Source organism: Veillonella sp. T34266-5 (assembly GCF_002959815.1).
GTDB lineage: Bacteria > Bacillota > Negativicutes > Veillonellales > Veillonellaceae > Veillonella > Veillonella atypica.
Genome location: NZ_PPCZ01000002.1, coordinates 48,171 through 72,718, shown reverse-complemented (window position 1 = coordinate 72,718; position 24,548 = coordinate 48,171). Strand labels below are relative to the sequence as shown.

At 37.3% G+C, this 24,548-nt stretch carries 17 protein-coding genes, 3 tRNA genes and 2 pseudogenes; 2 read left to right on the top strand and 20 right to left on the bottom strand.

Annotated elements, in window-relative coordinates; genetic code table 11:
• Positions 1 to 165: 165 nt before the first annotated feature.
• The 6 genes from VIHSUH07_RS00770 to VIHSUH07_RS00745 form a co-directional block, all read right to left on the bottom strand.
• Complete coding sequence (locus VIHSUH07_RS00770; protein ID WP_105083544.1) at positions 166 to 6,216, bottom strand: ESPR-type extended signal peptide-containing protein; 6,051 nt, start codon at positions 6,214 to 6,216, stop codon at positions 166 to 168.
• Between the two features lie 454 nt (positions 6,217 to 6,670).
• On the bottom strand, positions 6,671 to 7,702 hold the full coding sequence (locus tag VIHSUH07_RS00765; RefSeq protein WP_105083543.1) for a biotin-dependent carboxyltransferase family protein: 1,032 nt from the start codon (positions 7,700 to 7,702) through the stop codon (positions 6,671 to 6,673).
• On the bottom strand, positions 7,689 to 8,432 hold the full coding sequence (pxpB, locus tag VIHSUH07_RS00760; protein WP_105083542.1) for a 5-oxoprolinase subunit PxpB: 744 nt from the start codon (positions 8,430 to 8,432) through the stop codon (positions 7,689 to 7,691). The genes VIHSUH07_RS00765 and pxpB overlap by 14 nt, the downstream gene beginning before the upstream one ends.
• A gap of 9 nt (positions 8,433 to 8,441) precedes the next feature.
• The gene (locus VIHSUH07_RS00755) at positions 8,442 to 9,638 is read right to left on the bottom strand and encodes an NRAMP family divalent metal transporter (protein WP_105083541.1); all 1,197 of its coding nucleotides are present in this window, start codon (positions 9,636 to 9,638) and stop codon (positions 8,442 to 8,444) included.
• A 55-nt stretch (positions 9,639 to 9,693) separates the two neighbouring features.
• The gene (locus VIHSUH07_RS00750) at positions 9,694 to 10,461 is read right to left on the bottom strand and encodes a LamB/YcsF family protein (RefSeq protein WP_105083540.1); all 768 of its coding nucleotides are present in this window, start codon (positions 10,459 to 10,461) and stop codon (positions 9,694 to 9,696) included.
• A 366-nt stretch (positions 10,462 to 10,827) separates the two neighbouring features.
• Positions 10,828 to 13,035, bottom strand: coding sequence for an ATP-dependent Clp protease ATP-binding subunit (locus tag VIHSUH07_RS00745; RefSeq protein WP_105083539.1), 2,208 nt, complete (start codon positions 13,033 to 13,035; stop codon positions 10,828 to 10,830).
• 336 nt (positions 13,036 to 13,371) lie between these two features.
• Here VIHSUH07_RS00745 and VIHSUH07_RS09650 point away from each other — a divergent pair, with 336 nt between their 5' ends.
• Together VIHSUH07_RS09650 and VIHSUH07_RS00740 are read left to right on the top strand one after the other, a co-directional pair.
• Positions 13,372 to 13,533 carry a hypothetical protein gene (locus tag VIHSUH07_RS09650; RefSeq protein WP_199176816.1) on the top strand — a complete coding sequence of 54 codons (162 nt, stop codon included), beginning with the start codon at positions 13,372 to 13,374 and terminating at the stop codon, positions 13,531 to 13,533.
• Entirely contained in the window at positions 13,530 to 13,934 is a 405-nt protein-coding gene (locus VIHSUH07_RS00740; protein WP_105083538.1) for a type II toxin-antitoxin system death-on-curing family toxin, read from the top strand. The genes VIHSUH07_RS09650 and VIHSUH07_RS00740 overlap by 4 nt, the downstream gene beginning before the upstream one ends.
• A gap of 826 nt (positions 13,935 to 14,760) precedes the next feature.
• On the opposite strand, the pseudogene VIHSUH07_RS09705 reads toward VIHSUH07_RS00740, so the two are convergent.
• From VIHSUH07_RS09705 to speD, 14 genes and pseudogenes are all read right to left on the bottom strand, one after another.
• Positions 14,761 to 14,948, bottom strand: a pseudogene (locus VIHSUH07_RS09705) (IS256 family transposase); the annotation flags it as partial.
• A gap of 166 nt (positions 14,949 to 15,114) precedes the next feature.
• Positions 15,115 to 15,558, bottom strand: coding sequence for a hypothetical protein (locus VIHSUH07_RS00735; protein ID WP_105083537.1), 444 nt, complete (start codon positions 15,556 to 15,558; stop codon positions 15,115 to 15,117).
• Positions 15,559 to 15,561: 3 nt separating this feature from the next.
• Positions 15,562 to 16,689, bottom strand: coding sequence for a nucleotidyltransferase domain-containing protein (locus tag VIHSUH07_RS00730; protein ID WP_146104932.1), 1,128 nt, complete (start codon positions 16,687 to 16,689; stop codon positions 15,562 to 15,564).
• On the bottom strand, positions 16,673 to 17,812 hold the full coding sequence (locus VIHSUH07_RS00725) for an SAVED domain-containing protein (RefSeq protein WP_105083535.1): 1,140 nt from the start codon (positions 17,810 to 17,812) through the stop codon (positions 16,673 to 16,675). The genes VIHSUH07_RS00730 and VIHSUH07_RS00725 overlap by 17 nt, the downstream gene beginning before the upstream one ends.
• Before the next feature lie 142 nt (positions 17,813 to 17,954).
• Positions 17,955 to 19,067 (bottom strand): annotated as a pseudogene (locus VIHSUH07_RS00720) (IS1249 family transposase).
• A 260-nt stretch (positions 19,068 to 19,327) separates the two neighbouring features.
• Positions 19,328 to 19,933, bottom strand: a complete 606-nt coding sequence (locus VIHSUH07_RS00715; protein ID WP_105083534.1) for an N-acetyltransferase — start codon at positions 19,931 to 19,933, stop codon at positions 19,328 to 19,330.
• Positions 19,930 to 20,097 carry a hypothetical protein gene (locus tag VIHSUH07_RS09645; protein WP_009661018.1) on the bottom strand — a complete coding sequence of 56 codons (168 nt, stop codon included), beginning with the start codon at positions 20,095 to 20,097 and terminating at the stop codon, positions 19,930 to 19,932. Before VIHSUH07_RS09645 ends, VIHSUH07_RS00715 begins: the two co-directional genes overlap by 4 nt.
• Positions 20,098 to 20,215: 118 nt before the next feature.
• Positions 20,216 to 20,292: transfer RNA gene (locus VIHSUH07_RS00710), tRNA-Arg, on the bottom strand.
• A 108-nt stretch (positions 20,293 to 20,400) separates the two neighbouring features.
• A tRNA-Gly gene (locus tag VIHSUH07_RS00705) sits at positions 20,401 to 20,474 on the bottom strand.
• An 11-nt stretch (positions 20,475 to 20,485) separates the two neighbouring features.
• A tRNA-Pro gene (locus VIHSUH07_RS00700) sits at positions 20,486 to 20,562 on the bottom strand.
• Between the two features lie 249 nt (positions 20,563 to 20,811).
• Positions 20,812 to 21,645, bottom strand: coding sequence for a nucleotidyl transferase AbiEii/AbiGii toxin family protein (locus tag VIHSUH07_RS00695; RefSeq protein ID WP_105083533.1), 834 nt, complete (start codon positions 21,643 to 21,645; stop codon positions 20,812 to 20,814).
• The gene (locus tag VIHSUH07_RS00690; protein WP_105083532.1) at positions 21,638 to 22,231 is read right to left on the bottom strand and encodes a type IV toxin-antitoxin system AbiEi family antitoxin domain-containing protein; all 594 of its coding nucleotides are present in this window, start codon (positions 22,229 to 22,231) and stop codon (positions 21,638 to 21,640) included. Before VIHSUH07_RS00690 ends, VIHSUH07_RS00695 begins: the two co-directional genes overlap by 8 nt.
• Positions 22,232 to 22,356: 125 nt before the next feature.
• Positions 22,357 to 23,562, bottom strand: coding sequence for an NAD(P)-dependent malic enzyme (locus VIHSUH07_RS00685; protein ID WP_105083531.1), 1,206 nt, complete (start codon positions 23,560 to 23,562; stop codon positions 22,357 to 22,359).
• Between the two features lie 203 nt (positions 23,563 to 23,765).
• Complete coding sequence (gene speD / locus VIHSUH07_RS00680) at positions 23,766 to 24,548, bottom strand: adenosylmethionine decarboxylase (protein WP_105083530.1); 783 nt, start codon at positions 24,546 to 24,548, stop codon at positions 23,766 to 23,768.

The window sequence follows — 24,548 nt, the reverse complement described above, 5'->3', positions numbered from 1 at the left end:
ATTATCAAACTATAATTTTAAAACTATTTTATCTTTCAGATACAGCTTTAATAAAATATTTTTGTTCTTATACTAAAAAGAGCCCCCTCTTTCGAGGGAGACTCTTTCTAATTTTACATATCCATTCACAAGATATACATAGTTCTAACTATATGTACACTATGATTATGCTTTATTTGCCAACAATTGGTTAACTGCTGCTTTCAATGCATCAATTTCAGATTGTTGTTGTTCAAGCTTGGATTTGTACTCTTCATTTTGGGAACGCAAGTGACTCACTTCATCTTGCATTACGTAGATAGAGCTGATAGGGCCAGCTTTATAACGTTCTGGAATCGCATCTTTTCTATCACGGCTGCCACCAAATTTATGAGTTACACCAGCATTGATCATATTGTGGCTAGAACCAAGAGTAACACCTATGTTGAACATAGTGTCTTCAGTTTTGTAATGTGCAAGACCGATTGCACCAGCTGTTTCACCACGGTAGTTACCAATACCAGCCATAATTTGTGTTGGTTCCAATGGATCGTATTGAATTGGTTTCAACGCTGCCATAGCTGCTGCATGAGCACCTACACGTTGTGTTTCAACACCTACACGGTTAATAGCCTCTTGTAAACCTGCTTGTGCACCTTTCAATTGGCTAACGTTTACTGCATCTGTATCTGCTGTACCAGGTGCTACACCATGAATTTGGTTACCACCATTGTTCAAGCCATCCACAGTAAGGGATACAGGACTAGCTGCAGAGTTTGCAGGGGTAATAGTCATACCTGCGCCATTAACTGTTGTAGAGTTACCAGCTGCATCTTTTACAGTTGTACCAGCAGGAGTGATTTTAGTGGATGGACCATTTTCATCACCTACAGTTACACTGTTAAGACCTTTCACATCTTTAGCTAGGCTATATGTGAAAGTAGTTCCGTCTTGTTTAACTTCAAGGTTATCACCTGCTTGGAATTTAACAGTATCGCCACCTTGTACTTTTTCAACAGTACCGCCAGCTGCAGTTACGTTCCATGCAGATAGATCTTTAACTTGTTTTTTACCAGCATCTGTTAAGTTGCTCAAGTCTTGATTTGCTGCATTATCGATTTTCGCTTTTGTTGCATCATCGATCTTAACAGTTACATCTTCACCATTAGCTTCAGTTGTTAAACCGTTTTCGCCTTTAATGTTGAATTTAACATTGCCTGTGCTCAAGGATTTTTCCTCAGTAGAACCAGTGTTACCACCTAAGGAAATCTTACGACCGATAGCTTCTGTGTTTTTATCAATTTGAGCTTTGTTTGCTGCAATATCACCAGCATTTTTAGTAATGTTAGCTTTATTTGCTGCTACTTGATCATCAACTGCTTTTAATTGATCTTCTGTTGCAGCACGGCCAGATACTGGTTGTGTTACACCAGGATTCCATGTTGTATTAGTTAAGCCTGTTACCTCTGGTGTTTCTACACCATCAGTTGCTTTTACTTTAGGTGCTGTAATTGTTTGATTTGCAGTTACAGTATCGAATGTTACATCTTTCTTAGTCGCAACAGTGAAATCTTTACCATTTTGAGTAATGGAGATGTTATCACCATCGATGAACTTAACTGTGTTACCACCTTCAACCTTTTCAGCAGTACCATTGTTAGCCACTACATTCCATGCAGATAAATCTTTAACTTGTTGTTTACCAGCATCTGTTAAATTGCTCAAATCAGTATTTGCTGCATTGTTGATTTTATTTGTAGTATCATCGTCTAATTTAACAGTTACATCGTCACCATTAGCTTCAGTTGTAATGCCATTTGCACCTTTAATATTGAATTTCACATCACCTGTGCTCAAGGATTTTTTATCTGTATCGCCATTATCACTGCCTAAGTAAATCTTACGAGCGATAGCTGTTGTGTTTTTATCAATTTGTTCTTTATTTGCTGCAATATTATCTTTGTTAACTTTAATAGCATCAGCATTCTTAGTGATATTAGCTTTATTTGCTGTTACTTGATCATCAACTGCTTTCAATTGATTTTCAGTTGCAGCACGACCAGATACAGGTGTTGTTTGGCCTGGTACCCAAGTAGTATTAGTCAAACCACTCACTTCAGGAGCTGTAATTTTTTGGTTTGCTGTTACATTATCGAATGTTACATCTTTCTTTGTGGCAACAGTGAACTCTTTACCATTTTGTCTAATGGAAACATTATCACCATCGATGAATTTAACTGTATCGCCACCTTGAACCTTTTCAGCAGTACCATTATTAGCTACTACCTTCCAAGCTGCTAAATCTTTAACTTGTTGTTCACCAGCTGGATTCAAGTTGCTCAAATCACGGTTTGCTGCATTATCGATTTTATCTTTTGTAGCATCGTCCAATTTAACAGTTACATCTACGCCATTAGCTGCAGTAGTAATGCCATTTTCACCTTTAATATTGAACTTCACATCACCTGTGCTCAAAGATTTTTCATCTGTATCGCCATCATCACTGCCTAAGGAGATTTTACGAGCAATAGCTTTTGTATTTTGGTCAATATTAGTTTTATTTGTAGCAATATCGCCGGCATTTTTATTGATAGCTGTTGTATTATCTGCGATTTTTTGCTTGTTATCAGCAATATCGCCAGCATTTTTAGCAATATCACCGGCATTTTTAGCAATATTTGTTTTATTTGTTGCAATATCACCAGTATTTTGAGTGATATTGTCTTTATTTGTTTGAACTTGATCATCAACAGCTTTCAATTGATCTTCAGTAGCTGCACGACCAGACGTAATATTATTTGGATCCCAAGTTTTATTAGTCAAGCCTGTTACTTGAGGAGTTTCTACACCTGTTGTAGCTTTCACTGTTGGTGCTGTAACTGTTTGATTTGCAGTAACAGAATCAAATGTTACATTTGACTTAGTCGCAAATGTGAAGTCTTTACCAGATTGCGTAATAACAATGTTATCACCATTGATGTACTTAACAGTGTCGCCACCTTTAACATCTTCAGCAGTACCATTGTTAGCAACAACCTTCCAAGCCGCTAAATCTTTAATCTTTTTCTCACCATCTGGAGTCAAATTACTCAAATTTTTGTCAGCAGCGTTATCAATTTTATTTTTAGTAGCTGTATCAAGTTTAACTGTTACATCATTACCAGAAGCTGTTGTAGTAATACCATCTTCACCTTTAATAGTAAAGTCTACATCATCACTGCTTAAGGATTTCTTAGTTGTAGTACCAGTATTACCATTCAAGAAAATCTTACGCGCAATAGCTGTTGTATTTTTATCGATATTTGTTTTATTTGTTGCAATATCACCAGCATTTTTAGTAATTGCTGTTTTATTTGCATCTACTTGATTATCAACTTTTTTCAATTGATCTTCTGTAGCCGCACGACCAGGTTCAGGTGTTGTTTGACCTGGAGTCCAGTCTCTATTAGTTAAGCCTGTTACTTGAGGTGTCACTACACCTGTTGTAGCGTTCACAGTTGGAGCTGTAATTGCTTGCGTAGCTGTAATATTATCAAATGTTACATTTTTCTTTGTGGCAATTGTAAAGTCTTTACCAGCTTGCGTAATTTCGATGTTATTACCATCGATGAACTTAACAGTGTCTCCACCTTTAACATTTTCAGCAGTACCACTATTAGCAACTACTTTCCATGCTGCTAAATCTTTAACCTTTTGTTCACCAGCTGGATTTAAATTGCTCAAGTTTTTATCAGCAGCATTATCGATTTTGTCTTTAGTATCAGCATCAAGTTTAACAGTTACATCGTCACCACTTGCTACAGTTGTAAGACCATTGTCACCTTTAACATTGAATTTTACATTGCCTGTGCTCAAGGATTTTTCTCCAGTAGAACCAGTGTTGCCACCTAAGGAGATTTTACGAGCAATTGCAGTTTTATTAGCTTCTGCTTTATCGTCTGTTTTCTTCAATTGAGAAACATTGACAGCATCTTTAGCAGCTACACCATCTGCTACATTAGTAACCTTCATGTCGCCTGCATTGATGCCTGTGTTGCCATCAATTTTTACAGTTGGATTGCCTGCAGCATTATTGAAAGATGCACTGTTCAAGCCAGTAAGATCTTTCTTCAAAGCTACAGAAATATTTTTATCATTTCTTGCAACAGTAATGTTATCATCACCAGAGAAATCTACTTTATTACCTTTTTCCACTGTTACTGGTGTTGCTTCACCATTAGCAGAAAGATCCCAAGTATATTTATTTTGATCAATCGCATTATTAATAGCGTCAGCTACATTAGCGGAGTCAGCCATACCAGCTGTGCCTGTAGCTGTACCATTTGTTACAGTAATGTCTTGCTTTTTACCAGCAATTGTAATTTTCTTACCATTAGCTGTAGTTTCAATGTATGTATTATCGCCATTTACAGCTAACTTGCTATTTGCTAAATTCACATCGCCACTACCAGTGTCACCTGTGAAAGCAAGGTTAACGCTTTTCAATTGCGCCACGTTAACAGCATCTGTATCAGCTGTACCAGCAGCAACATAGTTGATTTGACGAGTTTGATCTGTTGTACCTACTGCAACACCGCCTAATGTAGATGTTAGAGTTGTACCAGTTAAGCTAGCATATGTATCAGTACGACCAGTATTAGCATTATAACCTGCTACACCTGCTGCAGTACTAGCAACAGATTTAGAACCAATAGCTACACCTTCAGCTGTTGTTGCACTAGCACCATCACCAATAACTACAGATTTTTCTGCAGCTGCAGTTGTAGACGCATTTGGGCCAATGGCGATAGAGTTATTTGCTTGAGCGCCAGTATTGTCTTGGTTTGGTGTATCTGTAGATTTAATAGATACATATTTATAAGCAATTTGATCCACGATAGCAGCCAACTGAGAACCATTGATGGCATCCGTAGATGTGGAGCTTACTTCACCAGGTGCTACGTTTTTCAACTGACGTTCATAACCTGCAGCACCGAAGGAAACAATATCACCTTCTAGTGTTTTGTCACCACCAGCCCATGTTGCTGTAATACCATTTGGCAATGTATAGCTAGATTGTTTTGTACCAGCTTTATCTGTAGTAGAACCACCACCTAAGGCAACAGAGTTATCTCGATTTGCCTTAGCACCTGTACCAATAGCGATGGCATTTGTTACAGAATCATTATCTGCAGCACTTGTATTTACACCATTTAGAGAACCAGCGATACGATTTTTAGAGTCAGCGCCCGTACCAATAGCAATACCAGCATTACCAGATTGCCCTTTAGTACCCACTGTGATACCGATATGGTCTGCTGTAGCATTATTATAATCACGCCACTTAATTTCATATCCTGTTAAATCTTTAACAGCATCAGAAACGGTCCCAACTTTAGCTCTCCCTGTATTAATATCAGTATAAACTGCTCTAGTAGACGTCATTCTATCAGCATCGTCACCGCCAATAACAATAGATGAGTGACCAATGGCTTTAGTATTACCACCAATAGCTATACTTTGGTCACCTATAACGGTAGCCCCTTGCCCCGGTAATGCACCACCACCAATGGCAATACCTTGTGAAAATGAAGTACCAACTTCGTTTACCGTCGCACTAGTACCAATAGCAATCGCAGTACCACCATTTGCTATGGAATTTTTACCTACAGCAACACTTGGTGTATTACCATATAGACCTTTTGAATAAGCATTTTGACCAATAGCAATCCCACCACCAGCAGTTTCTGTTTTTGCAGCAGTACCAATTGCAACAACATCACTATTAGAAGCTTTTACATTTGTACCTAAACCAACTGCATTTACACCTGTAACACTAGCATTGCTACCTAAACCGACTGCATTAGGACCTGTAACACTAGCACTGCTACCTAAACCGACTGCATTAGCACCTGTAACACTAGCACCGATACCTAAACCGACTGCATTGGCACCTGTAACACTAGCACCGCTACCTAAACCGACTGCATTGGCACCTGTAACAGTAGCACTTTTACCTAAACCAACTGCATTGGCACCTGTAACAGTAGCACCGTTACCATAAGCTACAGATGCACCAGCAGAGTTAGCAGGCACATCATTTACCGCCAATGCCACATTACCATTTGTCATAGCCAATGCCGCAAACACAGCAGCCACAACAACTTTCTTTTTACCACTATTGTTCTTAGCTAATTCAGATACTACTACGTAGCAATTTTTAGATTTGTTCCAAACTACTTTAAAAATCTTGTTCATTCATTTTCTCCTTTAAACTACTATATATCTCTCAAACTTCTATATAATAAGTAATTTCAATTCAAGTTTTTTCGATATGGTAAGTATGCCAAATTTTTCGATATACTAGCAACCCCTTTTCACTAATATTTCATTTTTGAATAGGCATTGCAAATATAGCAATTATAATATTTTATAAAGATGTATATTAAAATACAATTAATAGTTGCGTAAATTTTACACCATATTTAGGAAGAAAAATGAATCTAAACTCACAATTTATTTTTCTATATAAATATAATTAATAAATCTCCAAAAATGTAAATACAACTCTTTATATAACTGCATACTAAAAGCTCTATCATCTTTACAAAATTATTTTTATTAAATTTTTATAAAGTACTTTTTCAGTCATACAAGAACAAATTTATGAAAAAAGGAACGTCTAAAGAAATAATTTCTTTAGACGTTCCTTTTATATTACATTATTTAATTTAAACACATAAGTACTTTGATTATTAGCTAATATAATACGCTTATTCAAGCATTTCATATACATTCGGTATATCTCTTGCGCTGTTTCTATAGATATGATATTAAAATTAATTCCATCCCCAATAGGCAACTGGCTCAGTCTAGGCAGATCTGCCGTAATAACGGTACCGATTTTAGTATAGCCACCCGTTGTTTGTCGATCCGCCATGAGAATGATTGGATTGCCATCAGATGGAACTTGAATAGATCCAAACACAGCGCCATCAGATATGATATCGGCACCGTCGATGTGTTCAACAGGTGCTCCATCTAGCCTAAAGCCCATGCGATCGCATTGAATGGTCAATGTATAGAGTTCGTTGCTAAAATTGCGAATCCCTGTTTCTGTAAAGTACTTCGCTTGCGAGCACAGTACAACCCGTAGCGGTTCGTGGCATTCACGGCCGCCCCGATTAAATAGAACCGTATTAAATAAATGATTTGATTCTCTAGTATAGTCGCAGATGATAGTATCACGCATGCAGTCCTTTAAACGTACTTCATCGCCAGCTACTAGAGGACGTCCTTCAAATCCGCCAATATTCGCCTTTGTATGTGTCGCTACGCTACCATTGATTTCGGGCACATCGATGCCACCGGCGAAGGAAATATACATGCGCACCCCACATTGGCTAAAGCTGCCAGAGATGACATCGCCGTCATGACAAACAAAAGGAATGTACCGCGGCACCTCCACATTATTAATGGTAGGCCTCATGTCAGCACCTGTGAAAGCAACAATGCATGTGCCTTTCACCTTTAGCGTTGGGCTGAGCACGGTACACTCCAAAGCCCCTACGGGCTTCGTATTCCCTACGAGGGCTTGGCCGATATAGTAGCTTTCACCATCCATAGGACCGGCCACGGGCATGCCATATTGTTGAAAGCCTACGCGCCCACCGTCTTGCACGGTGGTCATCATACCAGGCGCAACCACCTCAAAGGACGCATTCTTATATTCACTTACCGCCACGGAGGTCACCTGCCTTTACATGATGCACAACGGGCTTAAACGAGGAGCCCAATTTCTTAATACAGTGGAACGCACCTTCATCAATAGGAACATAGCGCACATAATCGCCGGCCTTGAGAAGAGCCGCCTGTTCTCGACACTCATTGTACATGGACACAGGTGTACGTCCAATAATTTGCCAACCCCCAGGGGAATCCGATGGATAGGTACCTGTCTGCTCGCCCGCAATGCCTACAGAACCTGCTGGAATATGGGTGCGCGGCGAAGATAAACGAGGTGTAGCAATGCGCGGATCCATGCCACCCAAATAGGTAAAGCCCGGAATAAAGCCCATCATATACACGAGATAGTCCGTACCACTGTGGATGCTCACCACGTCGGCCTCTGTTAGGTGATTATGAGAGGCTACAAATCCAAGGTCTGGACCGAATTCACCACCATAGACGGTCGGTATTTCTACGACCGTTAGAAGTTCACTTTCATCAGCCCTGACAGGCTGCGTACAGATAGGTTCAAGAATGTGGCACAGTTCAGCATAGGTATAGCGCAATGCATCATACTGAATGAGAAGCGCACAATAAGTAGGCACCATCTCAATAATCCCCTCTAAATGGAGACTTTCAATACCCGCCACGGTCTGACGGATACGCTGATTAATCTTAGGGTCAATGACTTGACCGAATTCGATGGAGATAGCACTATCCCCAACCGGAGAAATTGTGGGATTCATATGTGCCCCCTAACCTAATAATTTCGCAATACCTTGCAAGGATGTAACGCCGATATAGGCAGTCACAAGCACGACAATCCAACCAGTATAGAATAGAATCGGATTGTGTTTATAGTCCCCTACGATATTCGTCTTACGCGTTGCCAATAACATAACAGCCAAAGTAACAGGCAAGATCAAACCATTCACAGAGCCTGCCACGATTAACAGCGTAGCCGGTTTGCCGATAAAGATAAGAATGCATGTGGACACGAAGATGAATGCCATGATGGTCAATTTTTCATACCGTTCCACCACCTTGAACAAGGTTTTAAGGAAAGATACCGATGTATAGGCAGCGCCTACAACAGATGTCAACGCGGCACAGAAGAACACGATACCGAATAATTTATGACCGATTTCACCAGCGCCGAGTAAGAACGCAGAACCTGCTGGATCCTTTGGATCTAATGCAAAGCCCATGGATACTACGCCGAGTACGGCTAAGAATAACAATATACGAACAATGGCGTCTACGGACATACCCATGAAGGCAGCGCGACATACATCCTTTAAATGTTCACGGCCTGTAATGCCCGCATCAATCAAGCGATGACCGCCGGAGAATGTAATGTACCCACCTACGGTACCGCCGATAAGGGTAATCGTAGCGAGCCAAGGATAATTGGTTGGCACGATGGCATGGGTTGCAGCCTCTGCTACAGGAGGGTTCGTAGAAAACGCTACATAACCGATGAGGACAAGCATGACTGTGCCCAATACCTTCGCCGTATTATCGAGGACGCCGCCCATTTTAGGGGATGCAAACAATAAAATCCCCAAGATACCACTGATAGCAGCCGCCGTTGTTGTATCGATGCCAAATACGATATTAAGGCCCATAGATGCACCGCCAATATTGCCGATGTTAAACGCAAGGCCTCCAAGGGAGATCAAGAACGCCACTGCATAGCCAAGCCCTGGCAATACCTTATTCGCAATGTCTTGGCCCCGCATTTGGGATACGCCGATAATAGTCCACACATTGAGCTGTGCAATGATGGAGAAAATAACGGACACCACGATGGCGAACGCAAAATCCGCCTGTAACTGGCCTGTGAACGCCGCCGTTTGTAACATAAATCCTGGCCCGATGGACGACGTGGCCATCAAAAATGCTGCCCCTAATAGGACAGATAAACTCGCTTTACCTGTAATCGGTTTCATACTGACTCCTTTTATCTATTCTAATACTTACTATTCTTACTCAATCAATTTTGAACTATCGATTTTGGAAATTCGCTACCATGACGCCCGCCTTAGTAAGGCCTTCACGAATATAGTTTGTGAAAGCTATTGCTTTTGGATTATCGCCATGGACACATACGGAATCGGCCACAATATCGATTGTTTTGCCCGTATTCGTTACGACCTTGCCTTCTTGCACCATCATGAGCACTCGTTCCAAAGCCTCTTGTGGGTCCTTTATGAAAGCCCCCTCTTCCGTACGAGGTACCAATGTGCCTTCTTCTGTATACCCGCGGTCTGCAAAGACCTCTTGTATCACTGGAATACCTCGTCGCTCTGCTTCTTTGGCTATATAACTACCGCTAAGCACCATGGCTCGAACCTTTGGATTCACCGCTTGCAAACCATCTAGCACCGCATCGGCTAAATTCGGCGTTACACACGCCATATTGTAAAAGGCACCGTGTAATTTCATATGCTGTAACTCAACATCGTATTGATTACAAAATGCTTGCAATGCACCGAGTTGGTACACCATATAGGCCCGTGCCTCGTCAGGGCTGACCGCCATCTTTCGGCGCCCAAAGCCCATCAAATCAGGATATCCTGGATGAGCCCCTACGGCTACGCCCTTCTCTTTGCACATCTTAACGGTGGCCTCCATAATGAGAGGATCGCCGGCATGCCAACCACAAGCCACATTAGCACTAGTAACATGGTTTAATACCTCACTATCCATGCCCAATGTGTAATTGCCAAAGCTTTCACCTAAATCGCTATTTAAATCTATATAATGTGACATCACTATTCTCCTCTCGTTCTTCATCTTACTTATAGGCTTGATTTGCCTTATATTCTTCATCTTCCTTATATTCTTCATCTTCCTTATATTCTTGATTTTCCTATATTCTTGATTTCCCTTATATCCTTCATCCTTCGTTATATTCTTCATCTCTTCTTTAAATTCTATAGAATATAGTAACATGATTATACAAAATATATTGATAGGTTATCAATGATTTTTGTCATGTATACAAAATTCATGTAATAACGCAAAAAAGCACTCGACGTAATGTCGAGTGCTTTCACCATCAATAGGACTATTGTTATATGTGTGTATATGGAGAGAGTTGTAAGGAATTCAATGAAAGGGTCAATAGCCTACCGATTATTTATTGTCCTTGGATGCAGCATCATCAGCTTGTTTGCTGTGGTCTGCAGATTTGTCATCATCGGATTTAGCATCGGATGTGTTAGCAGCATCCTTGTCGCTGATCACGATGTGACCATCTACAACATCAGCCAACAAGTGTTTCGCATCGATGTGATCCAAGTAGTAATCAGTTACATTGTCACGAATTTCAGATTCAATAACACGACGTAATGGACGAGCGCCCATTGTTTTGTCATAACCTTGTTCCATCAACAAATCTTTAGCTGCGTCAGTTACATCTAAAGTAATTTGTTTTTTAGCCAAAGTTTTGTTAACTTGGTCGAGCATCAAATCAACGATTTTCTTCAAATCTTCTTTGCTCAATTGATTAAATTCGATAACAGCATTGAAACGATTCAAGAATTCAGGACGGAAGAATGGAGCAATGCGGTCCATTACATCGACTTTGTTTTCATCGTCATTGTCGCTGCCATAACCGAAGCCTGCATTGGATGTAGCAATGATAACAGTATTTTTGAAGTTTACTGTGTTACCTTGACCATCTGTTAAACGACCATCATCCAATACTTGAAGAAGTAGTGTAATAACTTGAGGATCTGCTTTTTCGATTTCGTCGAATAATACGATAGAGTAAGGATTACGACGAACTCGTTCAGTCAATGTGTTGGAGTTATCTTCGTAACCTACATAACCAGCTGTAGCACCAATCAATTTAGAAACGGCTGTGCGATCACTGTATTCGGACATATCCAAGCGAATGATTGCATCCTTGTTACCAAACATATCAAGTGCTAATTGTTTAGCCAATTCTGTTTTACCAACACCAGTAGGACCTACGAATAAGAAGCTACCGATTGGACGGTTACCTTCGTCAAAGCCTGCACGGTTACGACGAATAGCTTTAGAAACAGCTTCTACTGCTTTATCTTGACCGATTACATGAGCTTGTAGACGAGATTTCATATCTTTCAAGCGTTCAATATCGGATGCACCCATTTGAGAAACAGGGATACCAGTCATACGTTCTACCGCTTCGGCTACATCATTAACCTTAGCCACAACCTTTTGATTATCAGTATGCTTGTCGATTTCTTCTTGCAATTTTTGAATACGCATCTTTTCGTTAATAGCGGATTCGTAATCTTCTTTTTGAGCAAACTCTTCTTGTTTTGCTTTAGCATCTGCAATATCTGCTTCTAATGTTTTAATATCAGTTACAGGATGTTGAGATGCCAAGTGAGCTGCTGTTACATCAATCAAGTCGATGGCTTTATCTGGCAAGCTACGTTGAGGAATGTATTGTACGGAATAATCTACAGCTGCTTTCAAAACGGCATCTGGCAATTCAATGTTATGATGCGCTTCGTATAATGGGCGAATGCCTTGTAGAATTTTGAAAGTATCTTCTGCAGATGGGGCATTAACTTTTACTTCATTGAAACGACGCGCAAGTGCTGCGTTTTTCATGATTGTGTTACGGTATTCATCTTGTGTAGTAGCACCGATGACAGTCATTTCACCACGAGACAAAGCAGGTTTCAAGATATCTGCTAAACCTTTAGAGCCTTGACCATCACCTGTGGAACCAGCGCCCAAGATTTGATGGATTTCGTCGAAGAACAAGATGATATTACCAGCAGCCTTAACCTCTTTGATAAGATTTTGGATATTTTCTTCAAAGGAACCACGGTATTGAGTACCAGCTTCCAAACCGGAAATATCGATGGAAATGATTTCTTTATTTTTAATCGCTGCTGGAACATCGCCATTTACAATGGCTTGTGCCAAGCCTTCTACAACAGCTGTTTTACCAACACCAGCATCGCCGACTAGAACTGGATTGTTTTTTGTACGACGTGCTAAGATTTCAGCAGTTTCTTGAATTTCTTTATTACGACCGATAACAGGATCAAGCTTACCATTACGAGCTTCGTCTGTTAAGTTCGTACCTAAACGAGCAAGGATACCATCCTTTTTCATTTTGCCTTGTTGAGCTGCAGCTTGTGCTGCTTGGATTTCTTCATTGGTAGGCAAATGACCTGTTTGACGATAATAAGCAAACTCTTCAGGAGTTACTTCACGACCATTAATTTTATAACGACGATTTTCTGTGGAGTAACCTCCCATATTACTCATCAATTGATTAAACAAATCATTCATGCTACCAAATTCGCTACCAAAGTTATTGAAATTGTTGTTCATATAAATTACCTCACTTTTTTTACTACAAGTATATCTATTTGACCTTTTAAGTCTCTTTAATTTCTTGCTTTATTTCTAGGTTTCTTCAACCTTATGTCATTATAATAATCCAATTAAGTCAAAAAGTCAATAGGTCAAAGTAAATATTTTTGACTTTTTTTGACTTTTATTTTGACAAATCAGATTTATACGATAAGAATATAGATAAACACTGGATTTATGAGAGATAATCAAATTTGAACTTTTAAAATATTTACTATAAATTAGATTGTTTAAATTGATTTATTCCCTATATAATAGAAATAAAGGTCAAAATATATCAAAGGAGATCAAACTATGGCACAACATTCTTCACCACATACTGATTTCAGTACACTCCAAGACGCCCCTATCACGACAAGTGCTAACAACAAAGAACTAGCGAAGCGTATTAAAGACATTTCCCAGCAAGTACTAAAACGAAATTATGAACTCTATAAAGCATTGGAGAACAAATGAATACAGCTAACATCCAATTTACCTTACAAGATATCTATGAGCTCCACGCCCAACTAGAAAGTGCATTTGTCCTTTCACCAGGCGTACGCGATGAAAACCTATTAGCGTCAGCCGTCTATACCCCCTTTCAAACCTTTATGGAAAACGATCTATACCCATCCATCTACGATAAAGCAGCACAATTATGTTACGGCATCGCCAACAATCATCCTTTTACGGATGGAAACAAACGAACAGCATTGCATAGCATGTATGTGTATTTAATTATCAATGGATTCGATATTACGGCAACACAACAAGACGTAGAAAACATGATTATCGATGTTGCTGCAGGTAATATGACCAATGTAGAATTGGCACAATGGTTGCGGGAGAATACTGTAGAGATAGATGCAAATTAATAATTTAACAGAGATACATAGGGTTCTATAAAATAGAACAGGCCTGTTCTATTTCTAACAAGGCACATATATAGGGTCCTTCAAATTAGTACAGGCCTGTTCTATTTCTAACAAGACCTATACATAGGGCCATTCAAATTAGTACTTGCCTGTTCTATTTCTAACAAGGCACATACATAGGGGCCTACAAATTAGTACAGACCTGTTCTATTTCTAACGAGACCTATACATAGAGCCCTTCAAATTAGTACAGGCCTGTTCTATTTCTAACAAGGCACTTATATAGGGTCCTTCAAATTAGTACAGGCCTGTTCTATTTCTAACAAGGCACATACATGGGGGCCTACAAATTAGTACACGCCTGTTCTATTTCTAACAAGGCACATACATGGGGGCCTACAAATTAGTACACGCCTGTTCTATTTCCATAACAGTATATATAGCTCTAACTCTTTTATATACAAAAAGATGAATGGATTTTCCATTCATCTTTTTAAAGTATGTAATTTAATGCTAATTATAAATATTGAGTTATATGACAAAACATGTTGATATTTTAATCCCAATCATTAAGATATAATTTGTCTTAATTATACCCCTCAAAAAACGACAGCTTCTGCGTTGAAATTATGCTTTAAGTTGGGCTCTTTCATTCATATATATTTTTTTAAAGTACTTGCATCAATTTGCATTACATAAAGTAATGCTTTTGTAGAAAGCAATCTCGGTAAGTGTAAATAATATCACACTCTCGGAGTGTCATTATGGGAGGCATAGGCCATATTAGCCACAAATCAGCTATCTGTCTACCAAATGTACGGCACTACCCAAGCACATTCCACGGTGCTTCTCTACTAAACAATCAGTTTAAAAATCGATGAAAACATTTAGTACTATCATCAATAATTTGTGTAAAAGTGATATTACTCTGCTTACAAGTCCACCATTATTATCCTGCTTTATTTTTCACATATTTTGGTAAGAAAATTAACAATTTATACATCTTACCAACATTATTATTGCATCTACTTAGGGTCCAGTGTTTCTAAGAAAAATAAGCTTATTTAAACCAGCAGGATTAAGGATAATAGAACTTCTATCAATATATTTTATCCTATAATATAAGAAACTATATGCCACAAATGGTGTCCACTTACGGACTGTAATTCATAGATAATTTTTATTTTCCATTATTTTTTTCTAAAGGTACAGGATGAATCCCCCCGCCAAACCAAATTTTTGTTTTCACCCATAGCTCATAGTAAAACAACCACTCTACAGTCCATGGAATAATAGTATCTGATATATACATAGATGTGTTAAATTCCTTACCATAATATAAGCAAAGTTTTACTCTATTCTTTTCTCGCTTATATATATGTGGAAAATCAGCTGCGTCAACGTCCACTAAATCATCTCTCTTGACATAAACTTCTGGTAAACCATTTAATCGATATATTAATGTCACCTCATAATATCTGCTTAAAGCTGTCGGTCTCAATTCACAACGCCAGATAATCTGTTTATATGATTGATATATTATTTTACCTGAACGCCAACAATTAGTAAGTTTAAATAATTGCTGAGATATCGTTAACTTCTTAATTCTTAAAAATCTCTTCAAAAATTAATCCTCAACTCCATAAAAAGTATGTTTTTTTACCTTACTACTAGCTGGAACAGTTGCTCCAATAGTGAGTCCTATATCCATATTAACATTTAACCGCCCCACGTCTCTAGCATTTTTATACTCTGTAGCATAAGCTTTAATAGCACGTTTTACCGGGGCATCACCCAATGCCTTACTCCATAAATCAAAAATATCATGTAAACCAGATATTAAATTTACTCTATCTATAAAATCATATTTGGCCTGTTGTAACCATCTAAAAAATTCTTTTGCTTTATTTTTATCTATACACCATTTATCTGCAAAATTTTCATTTGGTTCGACCGGATTTCTAATTATAAATTGCCCATCACTCTCTTCTATTAATTTCCCCATACGTTGTAAAATATTTTTTAATTCATCATATAAGCATAGATTCCCACTATAAGACTTTGCCGCTAAAGTAGTAATAATAATAGAAATAGGTTTATTATCAGCTACCTCAAACATAATATCCCTATGTCGTTTAAGCAATTGAATAATTTTCTGTAAATTCCCAGTCTGATTATAGGTAGGAACATCATCAATTTCAGCTTGAGCTTTAATCTCAAACCGTTCTAACAATTGGCCTTTTCTCATTTGTTCTAAAAACCACTTTCTATATTCCAATGGGTTACTATATTTATCACTATAAAGCTTGTAATCTTCAGTATGTGTTAATCTAATCTTATTTGTTAATCTATTAACGGGGACTGATGGCAATATATCCATATGGAATTCATCATAATTTAGCGTCCAACACCGCTTTCCTTCTTTATCAAGCATAGGTTTATAACGTCTATTATTCTTAATACTATTCCCAACTAACTGTTTTATCAATTTTGCTTCCAATTGATACCCATCGCTAATTAAGCAGACCAAGTCAATATCATATTCATCTTTATCTGAAATAGGTCTGATAATGGTGCCTAGAGCCATTGATCCCTGTGGATATATATGAATTTCTCTTTTCAAATCATCCCCTAGCCATTTTCCTACGGCATTATATCCTGAAATCGCCTTTTCTTGCATTGTTTGTGTAATTGATAACTCATCAACAATTTTATTTAAGATTAAAGATAATTCATCACTAGTCTGCATCATCATCGCCTCCTATAGTAAGTGTTTCAAAAAAACCATTATTGTCATCAAATATTCTTATTTTAGGATAAACCCCTTGCATATAACTGTTTCCAATTTCAAATGCCACAGAACTTGGAACTGCACAGAATATATCTAAAACATTAAGTTTCGGATATTCTGTCTTAATTTGGTCTAATAAAAACAAATATTTAAGTTTAAACTGATTTAAATCATTTTCACTTCTAATTACTTCAACATTTGGGTTGTCAACAGTAAAATGATAAAAAATATCTTCAGACTCAGGTATCCTTGAAGCATCTATATGAGCCGAAATAGAAAAAATTATAGCTATTCTTTTAGGATTGGAACCATTTCTAACTACTTTTTTTATAGAAAAATTAGGCTCTGTAGAATTATCAAGCCATTGCCAATTATTAGTACTCCTGAACTTCTGATACACATGTACTGGAATTTTATCTCCAATAAGATAACCCAATTTAATGATCATAGGAATAGGTGCTAGCGGAAAAACCGCAACATGACAAACTGTTTTATTATCTAATAAAGGAAGAATTTTTATATTGTACTGTCTTTCTATTTCTTTATCGGCATAAGACCAAAAATTTGTTGTATCATAGGGCTCTGATATTATTATCTCTATTAATGGACCAAATTTATCTTGTGGCTTATACTTACTAGCAATAACATTATTTACTTCTCTTTGATCAATTGTTACTGGTATTTTACCTTTAATCGGAGATTGCAGTCTCACGGTTATACATTCTGGATAATACATCAACTCACACAGTCTATGTATCTCGGCTTCATGTTTCTTCTTCATTAACTTTAATCTTTCAACCGGATAACACGCTGGATTATCATCTACAAGCTTATGATGTTTAGCACATAGCAAAAGCAAATTTTCAAAATCATTAGATACTTTATGAGATAATATAATGTCTCCTCTTGGTCCTGCAGGACTTGATGCAATATTATGTGCTATTTGTGATATATTTAAAGGTACTAGAGTTAATTCCTCTTCAAATAAAAATTTATTACATCCCTCAAATTCACATCGACCCGCTGCAGCAGCACATAACATCATTTTAGTTTTTTCAGTGGGATTCTTCCCCCGATTTTCCCCCATAAAACACCTCTTACAATAAAATACAAAACAACTAATAACTAAGAACTAATTAATTAAATTATACCAAATATATAGACTCTATATCATCTTTAATTATCACGCACATATAAAAAATGGGGTATAGGACAAAAATCATGGGAGACTAATCCCAATAAGTTGGAAAATCAGTAGATATATGTAGCTCATTCCAAACAAGAGCACCCTCCCATTGAGGGATTGAACAATCTATTTAGCAATAATCAGATAACCGTTTGTAGATAGCAGCAATCGATTCATCTGTAGGCATACAATTTAATATATCTGAAATAGAAAGCGGTCTTGGTGAGTGCATATAGCACCACCAATAGACCGCTTTTAGTCTTCTTTCAAGTGAAAGGCCCCTATGAGCCCGTAACATACTTCTTAATTGAGCATTTACTCCACCTTCAATACGATTATTTGTTGTAGGTACTGTAATATTAATACATTCCAAAAATGTAAATAAAGTTTGTTGCTTAATCAGACGCCATAATGATGATTCGGCTTTAAGCAAACGCTCATGTGTAGAGCGTTTGTTTCCGAATTCATCAATCGTCATTTCTCGTAAAAAATCAGAATATGTCATTCGCCAAGCTGAAAGTTTATTAATCCATACAAAAGCTTGATCCATTGTTTTCACATTAAATAAAGCTTTAGCAAGCGTATAAAGGTCCTTTCCTGCTAACGTTTTAGGTCTACTTGTCGTATATGATCTAACCTGACAAAAAATGTGAAATAGGCATCTTTGGTGGCTACTATGAGGCTAAACTTTCCGTAACGCTTTAGGTAAACCATTAGCACCATCAGATACAACGACTTTAGGTTCAGCAATCCGTTCCATTAAACACTGCTAAGCTCTAGCATGCTCATAACGGCAGACATACCATCCTAGAATATGAGTATCATTGCAACAGATCAACATACATAAATTTCTAGATAAGTAAATTCCATCAAGATATATCACATCATGTACTTCTTCCACTTTTGGTGGCAATGGCCATATGGACCAAAATTTAGCGGTTTTACGCCTAAATGTACGACCTTTACCAGGCATATCAGCTTGAATATCGGTGCTAAATAACCAATTCAAGAATAGGTTTAACTCTTTACTTAGATTATTAATTTTAACGGTAAATGCCACCTTACAATGTTTACAAAACCAACGCTGAGAACCAGATTTTAAAACACCATGTTTAATACATGTTTCATTACAATTAGGACATTTTATTTGGCGTATAAACTCTTCCTCCATATTTGTTTATATATAGGAAGATATAACCTCATTTGAGTCAGTCATTACAAGGGTTAATTGATGTTTTCACCCACACTTTTTGTCCACCTTCAAACTTCTCCAGAAAAAAATTAAACCCTTATAACACTATATATTTACTAGTGTTATAAGGGTTTTTACACATACTTTTTGTCCTATAAGCCTTCTATTTCCATAACAGTATATATAGCTCTAACTCTTTTTAAAAGTATGTAATTTAATGCTAATTATAAATATTTCAAGAGTTGAATTAGCACATGTCCCACAAAATCTTGTTCATCTATATCCAAACTACGTTCACCAAACACTTTAAATCCGTTCCTAATATAGAACCCGATCAACTTCTCATTATTTTCGCACTCTAAGTATATAAATTTACCGCCAACTAAAGATTGAACATGACGTAGCATATCTACAGCCATGGTTAATAATTCATCGCCAGTAATTAGTTCTTTATATTTGTAATTCTTCCCAAGTTGTCCAATCAGCGGAGCAGCTATATGATACTGTTTCAAAACAGCATCATAAGTACCAAACTTATTGAACCGTCGTTTCATATTCTTACTAATTTCATTTCCTTTTGTTTTTACAACAAAAGATTTACTTCCAGATAATGAAAAATATCCAGCAATTTTATTTTCACCTTGATAGGAAGCCATTACTAAGTATGTTTTTGCAATTGCTGCTTTTGAAAATTCAACAGCTTTATATTTCAAAAAATTCTCTATATCAGGATTAAGAGGACTCTCGAAGTCATTTAAAATTGTTCTAATCTGTTCCTCAGATTTAACTTGTAAAAGTAAATCCAGATTAACAACTTTAAATCCTATCATATAAAAATCTTATCTATTTCTTCTTTCGTAGCCAAGGAATAAGATCTAGAAAATTCAACAGGAACACTTTTTTGCTTTTGCGCACTCTCTAACGCATGTAAAAGCTTGCTACAATCTTTTTTATTTTTGATAGTAACATTTTTTAAAAAACTTTTTGTAGCCATGTACACCGCCTCCTCCTATAATTCATCTTTATTATATGTTCAACTACTCTAATTAGCAATATATTTTACAAGAATTAAATAAAAAAGCGAAGTCAATTTTAGACTCCGCTTATTTCTTTGGTGATCCAGGAGGGATTCGAACCCCCGACCCACGGCTTAGAAGGCCGTTGCTCTATCCAACTGAGCTACTGAACCATGTGGATTACCTTTATATGTAATTATCTATTATAGTATAAATTATGTGGCATGTATCGTCAACTAATGACGTCATTTTTCGTTCACCCTAAAAAAGGCAAAAAAAAATGGAGCGGGTGAAGGGAATCGAACCCTCGCGACCAGCTTGGAAGGCTGGGGCTCTACCATTGAGCTACACCCGCAAAATAAAAAATGGTCGGAGCAGCAGGATTCGAACCTGCGACCCCCTGGTCCCAAGCCAGGTGCGCTACCAAACTGCGCTATGCCCCGTCATTAATTACTTGCTAATTATAGCAAACCCGGTAGTTGATGTCAACCACTACTTTTGCTGAGTTTTACTCAATTGTGAGTACCTCTCTGCAACGAAAATTATTATATCATTGGACCACTATTCTGACAAGTATTTTTTTATAACTTCATTAAAAATTTAGGATTACCTATTCCCAAAATTATCTTCATAATTTCTAAATCAAAAGCACATAGTATCACCCCCTCTTTCCCTCTTAAAAAAAGTTTCTTTTATAATCCCATACATTCAATAATCTGTTCAAATACATCTAATATTTTATCAAAAGTAATTTCTACAGCGTAAGGTGAACGTTTTTGATATCTTAGCCACGATGAATGTAAATCATCATCATTTCTTAACATCATAAGAACATCCTCAAATGTTTCCTTATTAAACGAAGTATTCCTATATGCAAATGTTTTTACACAGGCAGCATGTAACAACTTATAATCTATACTGTCATTTAATGTACTATAAATCATAAATACGTCGTAAAAGTCTTTACATCGACTATTAAATACACTCCGCTCACATATGGTCTGTAGTTTCTCTGCTAACATAGTTTCTACATTATATGCACAAATATTAAATTCACTTTCATCAAAAATGCTCTTATAGGAATATCTTATAGCTTCTGGTGTAATCGGATCACCTGTAGCTATATCTAAAGGAATAACTTGTCTAATATTTTCTAATTGACAAAGTATTGTTAGTCTATAGCCTCCATACTCATCAGATTCACGAATTGGTTCTATTCGTTGTATTGAATATTTAATATCCGATGATGAGTTCAATAGTATAGACTGGAATTTCACTAATAATACTTCTTCTGTCAGTGGAAATTGTCGAATAACAAAATCAATATCTAATGTACTCCGTTGCCGTATACCAATAACATTTGATAGTAAAAAACCACCTTTAAATATAAAATTTTCACATTCACTACTAGATGATATTTGCTCTAGTATCCGCTCTAAAAAGTAATGTGTTTGTATCATATTAAAAGGCAGTCCTGACTCTTTCGATAATTTATGACATAAAGCTTTCAGTTTATCCTTATTCATAGATAACCTCCAAAATACTTTTAACCTTATCATATATCTTCATTTTCTTAGCGTAATCGTATAAACGATTTAGATTTCGATTTTTATAACGCATATACCTATGTAAAGTTTTAGAAAATAATTCAGTATCGATCTTATTTCTATTTTTAATGAAATCACATAAGGTCCGTTCTAAATCATATGCTTTGACAATATTACCATATACCGTTTTACACTCAGTGAGACCTAAATCATATATATCTTTCGTAACATAATGTACGAGATTCACATTGTTAATTCTATGAACATTATACCCTCGATACACAGTTACCTCTAGTACCGGATAAATATCATCAGTAAATTGATGTAAATACAGGGCTGATGCATATGAAAAAATAGGCACTCTATATTGTTTTTGAAAGAGATAGTATTCATCATAATCGCCTTTTGTGCTTAGATAAATACCCCGACTTACACGATTAAGTATCCCCTCATTTACCATTCTAGTTAGGTATATGGAAGGAATATTAAGAGCTTTAATATCGCGACTTGAAAGTATACCATTATTTTGTTCTAGTTTTGATTCTATAATTCCTCTATAATCCATATAATATCTCCTATTGTTATTATTGTGCTTACATTTTATAATTTTGTACGCACAAATGCAACATTTATATAAAAAACATGCACCCCGTAGGGTGCATGTTAAAATCATATTTGATTTAGTTAAAATTAGCCTTCGTAATGACCGTCTTCAACGATTTGAGGTTTTTTGGCGATGCCTTGTTTTACAGCTACTTCAGCAACTGCTTTTGCCACTGCAGGAGCTACGCGAGGGTCGAATACGGATGGCATGATGTTTTCATCATTCAATTCGCTGTCTGGAATCAAGTGTGCCAATGCGTCGGCAGCAGCCAATTTCATTTCGTCAGTGATTTTGGATGCGCGAACGTCGATAGCACCGCGGAAGATACCAGGGAATACAGCTACGTTATTGATTTGGTTAGGTGCGTCGGAACGGCCTGTACCTGCAATGCGAACGCCAGCAGCTTTCATATCAGCGTATGTTGCTTCTGGGTTAGGGTTCGCCATAGCGAATACGATAGCGTCGTCAGCCAAGTTTTCCAAAATTTCTTTTGTAAAAGCACCTGCTGCAGATACGCCAAGAAGGATGTCAGCGCCTTTAGCATTTTCAGCCAAGTTGCCATGTTTTTCTTCAAGGCCAAGCATATCGATCAATTCGGATTGCAAGGAATCAAGGCGTTTATAATCTTTGTGTAATACGCCAGAGGATACCAATACGGTAATATCACGAGCGCCTGCAAGGTATAACAAACGAGCGATGTTTGCACCAGCTGCACCAGCGCCGTTTACTACGATTTTAGCTGTAGCTAAATCTTTTTTAACGAGGCGAAGAGCGCCTTTTACACCAGCTAAACATGCGATTGCTGTACCGTGTTGGTCATCATGGAACACAGGGATTTCCAATTCTTCTTTTAAACGATTTTCGATTTCGTAGCATTTAGGAGAGGAAATGTCTTCCAAGTTGATGCCAGCAAAGTTCTTTTGCAACAATTTTACAGTGTTGATCAATGTATCAGCGTCTTTAGTATCTACAACCAATGGAATGCAGTCTACTTCGCCAAACTTTTTGAACAATAAGGATTTACCTTCCATTACAGGCAATGCGGCAGCAGCGCCGATATCACCAAGGCCAAGTACACGAGTACCGTCAGATACAACGGCAACCATGTTGGACCGGCAAGTTAATTCGAAAGATTCAGCTTCATTGTCTTTAATACGCAAGCATGGTTCTGCTACACCTGGTGTGTAAGCAACGGATAAATCATGAGCGTCTTTTAATTCATATTTAGTTCCTACTGTGAGGAAGCCTTTTAATTCACGTTTTTTTTGTACTGCTAATTCACGTACGTCCATAATAATTCTCCTTTGTGGATGACAACGGACACAATAGTTTCTTGGTATTAATTATTAATACCCCCTACAAGTTCATTATACAGAATCAGAAACAATAACACAAGATTTTTCGATATAGTTTTTCGAAAATTTTAGAATTAATCATGAATTCATATTCTTAGCATTAATTACATGTCCACAAATAACTAAGCGTTTTAAACAATCTAGGCTTTCACAGATGGCAAATTGCGTCCGTAGAAGATTTCTGTCATTTCTTGTCGCAATTGTTGTTTAATTTGCTTGATTTCTCGTTCGCTCAATTCCGCTTCGGTAATGCCGAATAAGTAATTATCCAAATCGAAATCCTTGAGCATCATCTTAGTGTGGAAGATATTTTCTTGGTACACGTTCACATCGATCATATTGTACAAATTGCGCGTTTTCGCATTAATGTAGTTTTGAATAGAGTTGATACGATGGTCGATGTAGATTTTCTTGCCCGACACGTCACGTGTAAAGCCACGCACATGATAGTCCAATGTCAAAATATCCGAATCAAAGCTATTGATCAAGTAATTGAGGGCCTTTAGCGGAGAGATTTGACCACATGTGGACACTTCGATATCGGCGCGGAATGTACTAATCCCTTTGTGCGGATGGCTTTCAGGGTACGTATGCACCGTAAGATGGGATTTATCCAAATGCATAACCACATCTTCTTTTTCAATTTCTTCTTCAGAAATCAAAATCGTAACCGATGCCCCTTGTGGGTCGTAATCTTGTTTCGCAATATTTAAAATGTTAGCACCGATAATATGACTCACTTCGGTCAAAATATTCGTCAACCGCTCCGCGTTGTATACTTCATCAATATATTGAATATATTGCTTCTTTTCTTCCTCTGTACGAGTATAACAAATATCATAAATATTAAAACTCAACGTCTTCGTGAGATTATTAAACCCATATAACTTCATTTTAGGCTTTGCCTTAACTGGTGTATCCAT

Excerpts from the sequence above, each read along its gene's own strand:
- VIHSUH07_RS00690 (WP_105083532.1), bottom strand. The coding sequence starts at position 22,231 with ATGGATTATAGAGGAATTATAGAATCAAAACTAGAACAAAATAATGGT.
- VIHSUH07_RS00755 (WP_105083541.1), bottom strand. The coding sequence starts at position 9,638 with ATGAAACCGATTACAGGTAAAGCGAGTTTATCTGTCCTATTAGGGGCA.
- VIHSUH07_RS00695 (WP_105083533.1), bottom strand. The coding sequence starts at position 21,645 with ATGAATAAGGATAAACTGAAAGCTTTATGTCATAAATTATCGAAAGAG.
- VIHSUH07_RS09650 (WP_199176816.1), top strand. The coding sequence starts at position 13,372 with ATGGCACAACATTCTTCACCACATACTGATTTCAGTACACTCCAAGAC.
- VIHSUH07_RS00770 (WP_105083544.1), bottom strand. The coding sequence starts at position 6,216 with ATGAACAAGATTTTTAAAGTAGTTTGGAACAAATCTAAAAATTGCTAC.
- VIHSUH07_RS00715 (WP_105083534.1), bottom strand. The coding sequence starts at position 19,933 with ATGATAGGATTTAAAGTTGTTAATCTGGATTTACTTTTACAAGTTAAA.
- pxpB (WP_105083542.1), bottom strand. The coding sequence starts at position 8,432 with ATGAATCCCACAATTTCTCCGGTTGGGGATAGTGCTATCTCCATCGAA.
- VIHSUH07_RS00745 (WP_105083539.1), bottom strand. The coding sequence starts at position 13,035 with ATGAACAACAATTTCAATAACTTTGGTAGCGAATTTGGTAGCATGAAT.
- speD (WP_105083530.1), bottom strand. The coding sequence starts at position 24,548 with ATGGATACACCAGTTAAGGCAAAGCCTAAAATGAAGTTATATGGGTTT.
- VIHSUH07_RS00725 (WP_105083535.1), bottom strand. The coding sequence starts at position 17,812 with ATGGGGGAAAATCGGGGGAAGAATCCCACTGAAAAAACTAAAATGATG.
- VIHSUH07_RS09645 (WP_009661018.1), bottom strand. The coding sequence starts at position 20,097 with ATGGCTACAAAAAGTTTTTTAAAAAATGTTACTATCAAAAATAAAAAA.
- VIHSUH07_RS00685 (WP_105083531.1), bottom strand. The coding sequence starts at position 23,562 with ATGGACGTACGTGAATTAGCAGTACAAAAAAAACGTGAATTAAAAGGC.
- VIHSUH07_RS00730 (WP_146104932.1), bottom strand. The coding sequence starts at position 16,689 with ATGATGATGCAGACTAGTGATGAATTATCTTTAATCTTAAATAAAATT.
- VIHSUH07_RS00750 (WP_105083540.1), bottom strand. The coding sequence starts at position 10,461 with ATGTCACATTATATAGATTTAAATAGCGATTTAGGTGAAAGCTTTGGC.
- VIHSUH07_RS00740 (WP_105083538.1), top strand. The coding sequence starts at position 13,530 with ATGAATACAGCTAACATCCAATTTACCTTACAAGATATCTATGAGCTC.